We start from the raw sequence: 8,790 nt of genomic DNA on the forward strand, positions 1-8,790 counted from the left end.
GTCAGGAATCCACGGCCCAGCGGGCTGTAGGGCACAAAGCCAATGCCGAGCTCGGCGAGGACCGGGAAGACCTTGGTCTCCGGCTCGCGCTCCCACAGCGAGTATTCGGTCTGCAGGGCGGTGATGGGGTGCACCGCGTGGGCCCGGCGCACGGTGTCGGCGCTGGCCTCGGACAGGCCAAGGTGCCGGACCTTGCCGGCCTGGACCAGCTCCGCCATGGCCCCGACGGTTTCCTCGATCGGGACTGTCTTGTCCACCCGGTGCTGGTAGTACAGGTCGATGTGGTCCACGCCCAGCCGCTGCAGGCTGGCATCGCAAGCGGCGCGCACGTAGTCGGGGGAGCCGTTGATGCCCACCCAGGATCCGTCGGGCCGCCGTTCGTTGCCGAATTTGGTGGCCAGGACGACGTCGTCGCGCCGGCCCGCGATGGCCCGGCCCACCAGCTCTTCATTGGTGAAGGGGCCGTACATGTCAGCGGTGTCGAGCAGGCTTCCGCCGGCGTCGAGAAACGCCTGGATGGTGGCGATGGACTCGTTGTCCTCGCCGTGGCCGTAGAACTCGCTCATGCCCATGCAGCCCAATCCCAGGGCTGAGACGGTGAGTGAACCGAGTGTGCGGGTTTCCATAGATATCTCCTCAACGGGAACGGTGGGACGCCCTGTCCGGCACCTGGTCCGGCGCATGTTCAGCGGCGGGCCGGCGCGCAGTGGGCAGACCGCAACTTTAGGCCCATCGGGCCGGGGACACAACGGGAGGTCTGCTTTGGCTCGGTGCTCCCGGGCTCGCGTAGTGCCGGTCCGGTCCGGGAGCCAAAACGGCGTATGCCATCGGACCCAGCCAGAACGGCTGCAGACCTCCAGACCCGCGGATCGTCAGTATGAGCATGCGAGGGCGATCGCCCAGGCAATGGCTGGGGGGCCGCTTGATCCCTACGACGCCGGGGCGGCTGCCATCTTCGCCCGGACCTCGTCCATGTCCAGGTCCTTGATGGCGGTGATGAGCTGTTCCAGCCCGGCCGCGTTCATTGCCCCGGGCTGCGAGAAGACGAGGATCCCGTCCCTAAAGGCCATCAGGGTGGGGATGGAGGTGATGCGGGCGGCGGCGGAGAGGCCGGGCTCGGCCTCCGTGTCCACCTTCGCGAAGACGACGTCCGTGTGGTTGTCGGACGCCTTGCTGAACGTGGGGGCGAACATCCGGCACGGGCCGCACCAGGCTGCCCAAAAGTCCACCAGCACGATGCCGTTGCCGGTGATGGTGTCGTTGAAGGTTTTCTCGGAAATGTCGATGGTTGCCATGGCAAAATATTATACCCCCGGGGGTATATCAGCAAGCGTGGCACCGGGTTTGCATTTATACCCCAGGGGGTATCATGATGGAGAGGGAAAGATGCCCGCCCTGGAGGATATCCGCACACTTTTCCTGCGCCTGACCTACGCCGGCGCGGGTCTTTCCCGGGCAACCCCTGGTCCCGTATTCTGCCGCTCAACATTTTTCCGCTCAACAGGCCAGTCCTACCGAAAGGTCCAGCACATGGAAATCACCCCGCAGCAGCTCGCGGAACAGCTCAAGGCCGGCAGCGATGCCCAGATCGTGGATGTGCGCGAACCGGCTGAAATCGCCGAAGGCATGATCCCCGGTGCCACGCACATTGCCTTGGGCGAACTGGCCGGCCGCCTCAGCGACCTGGACAAGTCCCGTCCGGTCATCGCCGTGTGCCGCAGCGGACGCCGCAGTGCGGCAGCGGCTGACCAGCTGGCGGCCGCAGGCTACACGGCTTACACCGTGCCCGGCGGAATGCTTGATTGGACTGCCGCGGGATTCCCGACCGCCTGACCCCACCAGACTGCCCGGGCGGCACGCCCCCAAGCGCCGCCCGGGCTTCCATTTGCCCGGACCGTGTCCCTGATGTGGCGAACCGGGCGGTGGAGGGCGGCCTCGCCCAGTAGCGGGCCGCCACAAGAAATGCTCCAAGAAATACCGAAAGAGATCATGAATTCCTTGAATACGACCACTCCTGTTCACAGCGCTCCCAAGTCCATCGATGCCTCGACCCTGAAGGCCTGGGAGGATAACCACGACGATCTCATGGTCATTGATGTGCGCAACGGCGCAGAGTTCGATGCCATGCACATCAATGGCTCGTACCATGTGCCGCTGTCCATGCTCAGCGAACACACTGAAGAATTCGCGGCCAAGATGGGTACCCGCGTGGTCCTCGTCTGCCAATCCGGTAACCGGGCCGAGCAGGCCCGCAAGCACCTGGACGCCGTAGGCCTGGCCAGTGCCAGCGTTCTGTCTGGCGGGGTCCCCGCCTACGCGGCCGCCGGCGGGAATGTCGTCCGCGGCCGTGGCACCTGGGCCCTGGAACGCCAGGTCCGGATGACCGCCGGCTCCCTTGTCCTTGCCGGCATGCTCGGCAGCAAGTTCATCTCGCCCAAACTAGGCCTGATTGCCGGCGGCATCGGTGCTGGCCTGACGTTCTCCGCGGCCACTAACAGCTGTGCCATGGGCCAGATGCTCTCCAAGATGCCTTGGAACCGCTCCGCGAACGAGCCCACCGCGCACCAGGCCCTGAAGAGCCTGGACGCCCGGGCATGATCATTTCCGCGGCGGCGTTCGGGCTGATCGTCGGTGGCCTGCTGGGCCTGGTCGGAGGCGGCGGATCCATCCTCGCCGTGCCCGCCCTGGTCTATGGCGTGGGGCTGCCGCTTGCGGCGGCGATCCCGACGTCGCTGGTCGTCGTCGGCGCATCCTCCGCCGTCGCGGTGCTGCCCCGGCTGCGGAATGGGGTGAACTGGGGACTGGCGCTGATCATCGGCGCCGCAGGCACCGTGACGGCCTACCTCGGCGCGATGGTCAACAGGTTGCTGGACCCGAAGGTCCTGCTGCTGGCTTTTGCCGCGATCATGGTCTTCGCCGGCATCCGGATGCTGATGCCGTCGACATCCGTCGGCGGCGCCTGCGCGCTGCCCGGCGGCGGCGTCAACTGGCGCAGCTGCCTGCCCAAGGCAATCGCCACCGGCGCCGTCGTCGGGTTCCTGACCGGTCTACTCGGCGTCGGGGGCGGCTTCCTGATCGTCCCGGCACTCACCCTGGCTCTCGGACTCCCGATGGCGCTGACCGTTGGAACTTCCCTCGTGATCATCGTGATCAACTCGGCCGCCGGCTTCGCCGCCCACCTGGGTGATCTGCAGATCGACTGGGCCGTCACGGCGGCCTTCGCCGTCACCGCGATGGCCGCCTCACTCGCGGCAGGGCGGATCGGCACCGGCATCCCGGACAGGGTCCTCAAGCGTGGCTTTGGAATCCTGGTGCTGGTGATCGCCGCCTACGTCGCTGTGCAGGCGCTCCTGTCCTGAGGGGCGCCAGGGAACGTGAAAAAAGCGCCGGAGGACATGTCCTCCGGCGCTTTCCCTTCCTCAACGCCTGTGCTTGGGCGCCGGCAGGGTCCACCTACCGCCCGAACAGCTTCGCGAAGAAGCCCTTGCCGGTCGACTTTTCCTGCTCGTGCCCGCGGCAACGCTGGGAGCTCGGAACCCCGCGCATGACCTGGTCGACGTGCTGGCCGCAGCCTGCCCATGTGGTCTTCTGGCATTTCTTACATGTCACCGCACGGCACATCTGGTTGCTCCTTTGCATAAGTGGATAGTCTCATCAGTATACCCCCTAGGGTATTTGTGCGGATGAAGACTTCACCGCGAGATAGAGCGGCAGCCCCGCGGGCCGGCGCCAAGGCAGCCTTCGAGGGAGTGTTTTGAGGCCGCCAACGGTCTGGGCGCAGCATCGCCACCGCGTCCGGCTCCAGCCGAGTTATCCCCTTGATTCCACTGCGCAGCGGGAGGATCGTGGGCCGTGCGGCACGACGTTGTGCCAGGCAGACGCGTAGCGGGAGGCTCGATGGCGGCAGAGGCGGTCTTCCGGGTTGTTGTTGGGGTCGACGGGTCGGACTCGTCACTGGCAGCTCTGGAATGGGCCCTTCAGGAAGCCCGGCTGAGAGCCGGGCAGGTTCACGTTGTCACAGCATGGCACTACCCCCTCCTCGGGGATGCCGCTGGCAAGGCTGAGGACCATGAAGCCTTCGGCGACAACGCCCGGAATGTGCACGCTGATGCGCTGCGGCGGGCATCCGGGTCCGGTGTTGCGGTCACCGGTGAAGTGAAGGAGGGGCATACCGCGGAGGTGCTCCTGAAGGCTGCGGCCGGGGCCGATCTCCTGGTGGTCGGATCGCGGGGTCGTGGCGGCTTCGCCGAAATGCGACTGGGGTCGGTATCGAGCCATGCGGTGCACCATGCCCATTGTCCTGTGCTGGTGGTCCGTACCGGTGCCAGGGCGGTTCCTTAGATTGCAGGTTTGTGGTCGGTGCCGCGCATCCGGACGGCCACGAGGATTCCCGACAACGCGGTGAGCGCCGCGACGACGGCGACGGCACTCCATCGGGTCTTTCTCATCGTGTTCCTCCTCGAACGGGCGCCCCACGTCGGGCGCGGTGTCGTGAGTAGTTTAAGCGCATAACTTAGGACTCGGCAACCCGGCGCCCACCGAACGCACACGATCGGGTCGAGCACACGCGACGCGGCCGACCGGGAGCTGTGCGCTCGACCCGTTCGTGTGCGCTCGACGACGGCGAACGCCCGAACGGCACGGACCCGGATGCCGGAGCCTCAGGCCGGCGGCTCCAGATACCCCCGCACGAACTCGGCGAAGTGCGCCGACATGTCGACGGACTCGTCGAGCAGCCACTGCTGCTGGAGGCCGTCCATCACGGCGCTCAAGAGCCGCGCTGCCCGGTCGGGATCGATGTCGGGGCGCACCTCCCCCGCCGCTTGACCGGCCCGCAGCAGTTCCGCGGCGCGGGCGGCGCTCTCGCGGTAGCGGGCGGCGAAGGAGGCGTGCGCCGGATGCTCGGGATCGCTCGCCTCGGCGACGACCACCGTGTACAGCGAGGTGAGGCCGCGCGTGGTGGCGTTGTAGGCGACGACCTTGCCCATCTGCTCGACGAGGGTGTGGGCGGCGGGGTCGCCCGCGGCGTCGCGCACACGTTCGTCCCGCTGCCGCAGCACCTCGGTGAAGAGCTCCTCCTTGGTGGCGAAGTGGTGCAGCACACCGGCGGGGGTCAGCCCCACCCGCTTCGCCACCTCACGTAAAGAGCCGCTCGTCACCCCCGAACGCCCGAAGACCAGGACGGCCTCGTCGACGATGCGCTGGCGCCGTACCTGGCCCTTCGCGTAGCTGCCGCGAGGAGCGCGCGGCATCCCGTCCGCCGTCATCCGGGTCTCCCTCCGCACGCACCGATGCCCGGTCCCGTGAGGGTACCGGGCATCGGTGGGACGCGTGCGATCAGGGCCGACGGTCGCCCCAGGACGAGCCGAAGACCTGCTGCTCCATCGCGGGACGCAGCCGCTGCTCCATCTCGTCGTCGACGAAATAGTCCTTCAGCGTGTCGCCGGTCAGGGCGTTGCCGATCGCCGCCATGATCATCGACTGGTCGAGCGACAGGTACCGCTCGGCGACGGTGTCGCTCTTCACCGCGACGGCGTCGTAGAACCCGCCCGGCCCGTACGCGCCGAGCTTCTTCTCGATCCCGCGCAGATTCTTCAGCACGCCCGGACGGTCGTACGGCAGAGCGAGGAAGGCCGCGTGCGGTGTCACCACGCCGTCACCGAAGGTCGGGTCGGGGTTCGTTCCTTCGGTGCAGCCGGGGCGGTCGATGTCGACGTCGGTCTTCTCGGCATCCGAGGTGTAGCCGTCGGACCGGATGCCGGCGATGTCGACGCCGTACTCCGCGTAGCCGCCGAACGGGTTGCTCGCGGGCGAGAAGCCCCAGTAGCCGTAGCCGGCTTCGCGGAGGCCGTGGCGCTTCTGGACCTCGACCGTGATCGGGTGGTTCTTCGCCCACGACTGCGGGCCCCACTCGGTCTCGGGGACGAGCAGGTCGGGCATGAGCGACTCGAACATGCTCCCGCCCCAGCTCGGCACGAAGGACATTCCGTCGTAGGAATACACGCCCTCATAGACGTCGAAACCGTCGTAGGTGCGCGTCTCGCCCGTCGGCAGCTGCTCCTGCCAGGCCCAGTCGCAGCCCGCGGGCATCGTGCGGTGCGTGCCCGAGAGCGCGGTCGCCGGGATGCCGCCCTCGGCGATGCCGAGGTAGGTCGCGATACGGCTCTCGCTCACGGTCGTGTCGTAGTGGTGGCACGTGTAGAACGCCTGCTCGCCACTGCCGTTGTACATCGGGGCCGGGACGGCGCAACCGTCGCCGGGAGCGGCCTCCCAGAAGCCGCCGCGGTTGGTGCCGGCGGGCAGCCCCTGCGCACCGGCGGTGTCGAAGAACGCCGAGAAGTCCATCGAGCGATACAGCGCATCGGCGCGGTCGGCGAGCGTCGGCTCGGCCTCGCGGACGATGCGCAGCGCCGCGGCGAGCCAGCCGTTGTCGACCGTGCTCAAGAACGGGTGGATGACCTCACCCGAGGTGGGGAAGATGTCGAGCTTCGCGCCCGTCTCCGGCGAGTACCAGTTGTAGTACATGCCGCTGCCGTCGTTGCGCTCCATGCGCTCGAGGGTCGACACGGTCGCCGTGAGACGGTCGCGGGCCTCGTCGGCGCCGATGACGCCGAGGTCGCGCGCGGTGACGGTCGACCACAGATACCCGCCGATGTTGGTCGGCGAGGTGTAGCCGGATGCCGTCGTGGGGTCCAGGTCGCCGCCGATGTTGTCGTCGGGCAGCCCCGTGTTCGCATGGGTCATCGCCGCCATCGACGTCCAGGTGTCGGCGGCGTAACGCTGCAGCTCGCGCGAGCCGGGGCCGGCGTGCCCGGGGCCGCCGGCGTGCGGCGGCGGTCCCGCGTGCGGCGGCGGTCCCGCGTGCGGCGGCGGTCCCTCGTGCGGCGGCGGAGCGGCGACGGCGGGTGACGCGACGGCGAGTCCGCCGACGACGAGTCCGACGATCGCGGTGGATACCAAGCGGGTGTGCTTCATGACGGGCTCTCCTCATCGAAAGCGCTCCGGGGGGGCGGAGCTCGGTGCCCAAAACCTTACATGCGTACGGTTTATTCGCAACCGCATCCGTTCCCGGCATCGCCGCGCACGCCGAGCGCTCACGTTCGAGCCGAGGACCCACGTTGTGGACGACCGAATCGTGGGCGCTCGACCGGTTCGTGGGCGCTCTACGGCCGATCCTCGCCTCACTTCGGCGCGTGCGCCTCGAGGAACTCGTACACCTCGGTCGTGTCCACCCCCGGGAACGCGCCCGTCGGCAGGGTCGCGAGCAGCGTCCGCGGCGTGCGGACGTTCGGCCACGCGTTGTCGCGCCACGCCGTCTCGAGCTCGGCGGGAGGCCGGCGGCAGCACACTTCGACCGCGTGCCGCGAGACGCCACGGTTGGGCGTGTCCCGCCCGCGGAACCACTTCGTGTCGTCGAAGCGCACCCCCACGCTCACCGAGTGCGCACCCTCGCTCGACTGCTCCACGCGGGCGGTGCACCAGTACGTCCCGTTGCCGGTGTCGGTGTACTGGTAGTACGGGTTGAAGCGGTCGTCCTCGTCGAAGACGACGCGGCTCGTCCACCGGCGGCAGCACATCTGCCCCTCGATCGACCCGAGACGGTCGGTCGGGAAGTTCACGTCGTCGTTCTCGTACGCCTTGGTGATCGTGCCCGACTCGTGCACCTTGAGGAAGTGCACCGGGATGCCGAGATGCACCGTCGCGAGGTTGGTGAACCGGTGCGCCGCGGTCTCGTACGACACCGAATACGCGTCGCGCAGGTCCTCGATGCTGAGCGAGCGACGCGCTTTGGCCTCCTTCAGGGCGGCCACGACGTGCGCCTCGGGGATGAGCAGGGCGCCGGTGAGGTAGTTCGTCTCCACGCGCTGCCGCAGGAACTCGCCGTAGCTCGTCGGTTCGCGATGCCCGAGCATGCGGCTCGACAGCGCCTGCAGCACTGCGGCACGCGGGTCGCCCTTGGCCACGCGCGTGGACAGGTACAGCCGCCCGTTCTTCACGTCGGCGATGCTGCGGGTCGTCTGCGGCAGGTCGGGCACGTAGTGGAGCGGGAACCCGAGGTAGGCGGCGATGTCGCTCGCGGCGCGCTGCGTGAGCGGCCCGCCGGGGTGGTCGACCGCGGTGAGGATCTCGGATGCCGTGCGCTCCAGCTCGGGGAAGTGATTGTCCTGCGTGCGCATGAGGCGGCGCAGCGCCACGTTCGCCCGCCGGGCCTCTTCGGGGGTGGCGGACCGTTCGTCGCGGAGCCGCTCGATCTCGGCCTGCAGTGCGAGCATCGCCGCGAGCGCCTCGTCGGGGACGGTCTTGCCGACCCGGAACGGGGCGATGCCGAGCGCCTGGAACGTCGACCCGCGCATCGCGCGTTCGACCGCGACCTCGAGGGAGGCACGCTCGTCGAGCGGCTCGGCATCCAGGAGCGCGTCCAGGCCCGTGCCGAGGGCCCGCGCGATCGCCTGCAGCAGGGTGAGCTTCGCTTCGCGGCGGCCGTTCTCGATCATCGACATCTGACTGGGGGCGCGGCCGACCGCCGCAGCGAGGTCGTCGAGGGTCAGTCCGCGGGCCGTGCGCAGCTGACGGATGCGCTTGCCGATCGTGAGGGCGTCCACCCCCTCATCGTCGGGGGCGTCGGCGGGGTCGATCAGGGAGACACCGGTGTCCATGTCGCGATGATCTCACCAGAACGGAAGAACGGTCAATCTTCACACCGAGAATCCTCGGATCGAGCCGGATTCTTCGCCCACAGTGGTCTCCACGGGCACCGAAGCCCGCGACCCGAAGGAGGACGACATGACG

Annotated in this window: 9 protein-coding genes; 4 read left to right on the forward strand and 5 right to left on the reverse strand. The window is 68.4% G+C overall.

Annotated features, from left to right (window positions below):
- Nucleotides 1-626: aldo/keto reductase (locus LQV45_RS12540; RefSeq protein ID WP_230007314.1), on the reverse strand; the 626-nt coding region annotated here is incomplete at its 3' end.
- A 303-nt stretch (nucleotides 627-929) separates the two neighbouring features.
- On the reverse strand, nucleotides 930-1,295 hold the full coding sequence (gene trxA, locus LQV45_RS12545; RefSeq protein ID WP_230007315.1) for a thioredoxin: 366 nt from the start codon (nucleotides 1,293-1,295) through the stop codon (nucleotides 930-932).
- Nucleotides 1,296-1,530: 235 nt separating this feature from the next.
- Between trxA and LQV45_RS12550 the strand changes: the two genes are divergently transcribed.
- The 4 genes from LQV45_RS12550 to LQV45_RS12565 all read left to right on the forward strand — a co-directional run bounded on the left by LQV45_RS12550 (nucleotide 1,531) and on the right by LQV45_RS12565 (nucleotide 4,341).
- Complete coding sequence (locus tag LQV45_RS12550) at nucleotides 1,531-1,833, forward strand: rhodanese-like domain-containing protein (protein WP_230007322.1); 303 nt, start codon at nucleotides 1,531-1,533, stop codon at nucleotides 1,831-1,833.
- A gap of 156 nt (nucleotides 1,834-1,989) precedes the next feature.
- Nucleotides 1,990-2,598, forward strand: a complete 609-nt coding sequence (locus tag LQV45_RS12555; protein WP_230007316.1) for a rhodanese-like domain-containing protein — start codon at nucleotides 1,990-1,992, stop codon at nucleotides 2,596-2,598.
- A complete protein-coding gene (locus LQV45_RS12560; RefSeq protein ID WP_230007317.1) occupies nucleotides 2,595-3,359 on the forward strand; it encodes a sulfite exporter TauE/SafE family protein in 765 nt (254 codons plus the stop codon). Before LQV45_RS12555 ends, LQV45_RS12560 begins: the two co-directional genes overlap by 4 nt.
- 538 nt (nucleotides 3,360-3,897) lie before the next feature.
- Nucleotides 3,898-4,341 carry a universal stress protein gene (locus tag LQV45_RS12565; RefSeq protein WP_230007318.1) on the forward strand — a complete coding sequence of 148 codons (444 nt, stop codon included), beginning with the start codon at nucleotides 3,898-3,900 and terminating at the stop codon, nucleotides 4,339-4,341.
- A 320-nt stretch (nucleotides 4,342-4,661) separates the two neighbouring features.
- Here the strand turns inward: LQV45_RS12565 and LQV45_RS12570 are convergent, their stop codons facing one another.
- The 3 genes from LQV45_RS12570 to LQV45_RS12580 form a co-directional block, all read right to left on the reverse strand.
- Nucleotides 4,662-5,267 (reverse strand): TetR/AcrR family transcriptional regulator, encoded by a 606-nt coding sequence (locus LQV45_RS12570; protein WP_230007319.1) that lies wholly within the window; start codon nucleotides 5,265-5,267, stop codon nucleotides 4,662-4,664.
- 70 nt (nucleotides 5,268-5,337) lie between these two features.
- On the reverse strand, nucleotides 5,338-6,975 hold the full coding sequence (locus LQV45_RS12575) for a glucoamylase family protein (RefSeq protein ID WP_230007320.1): 1,638 nt from the start codon (nucleotides 6,973-6,975) through the stop codon (nucleotides 5,338-5,340).
- A gap of 206 nt (nucleotides 6,976-7,181) precedes the next feature.
- The gene (locus tag LQV45_RS12580; protein WP_230007321.1) at nucleotides 7,182-8,657 is read right to left on the reverse strand and encodes a helix-turn-helix transcriptional regulator; all 1,476 of its coding nucleotides are present in this window, start codon (nucleotides 8,655-8,657) and stop codon (nucleotides 7,182-7,184) included.
- Nucleotides 8,658-8,790: the final 133 nt, after the last annotated feature.

The organism is Microbacterium sp. Bi128 (assembly GCF_918698205.1).

Excerpts from the sequence above, each read along its gene's own strand:
- trxA (WP_230007315.1), bottom strand. The coding sequence starts at position 1,295 with ATGGCAACCATCGACATTTCCGAGAAAACCTTCAACGACACCATCACC.
- LQV45_RS12550 (WP_230007322.1), top strand. The coding sequence starts at position 1,531 with ATGGAAATCACCCCGCAGCAGCTCGCGGAACAGCTCAAGGCCGGCAGC.
- LQV45_RS12555 (WP_230007316.1), top strand. The coding sequence starts at position 1,990 with ATGAATTCCTTGAATACGACCACTCCTGTTCACAGCGCTCCCAAGTCC.
- LQV45_RS12560 (WP_230007317.1), top strand. The coding sequence starts at position 2,595 with ATGATCATTTCCGCGGCGGCGTTCGGGCTGATCGTCGGTGGCCTGCTG.
- LQV45_RS12565 (WP_230007318.1), top strand. The coding sequence starts at position 3,898 with ATGGCGGCAGAGGCGGTCTTCCGGGTTGTTGTTGGGGTCGACGGGTCG.
- LQV45_RS12570 (WP_230007319.1), bottom strand. The coding sequence starts at position 5,267 with ATGACGGCGGACGGGATGCCGCGCGCTCCTCGCGGCAGCTACGCGAAG.
- LQV45_RS12575 (WP_230007320.1), bottom strand. The coding sequence starts at position 6,975 with ATGAAGCACACCCGCTTGGTATCCACCGCGATCGTCGGACTCGTCGTC.
- LQV45_RS12580 (WP_230007321.1), bottom strand. The coding sequence starts at position 8,657 with ATGGACACCGGTGTCTCCCTGATCGACCCCGCCGACGCCCCCGACGAT.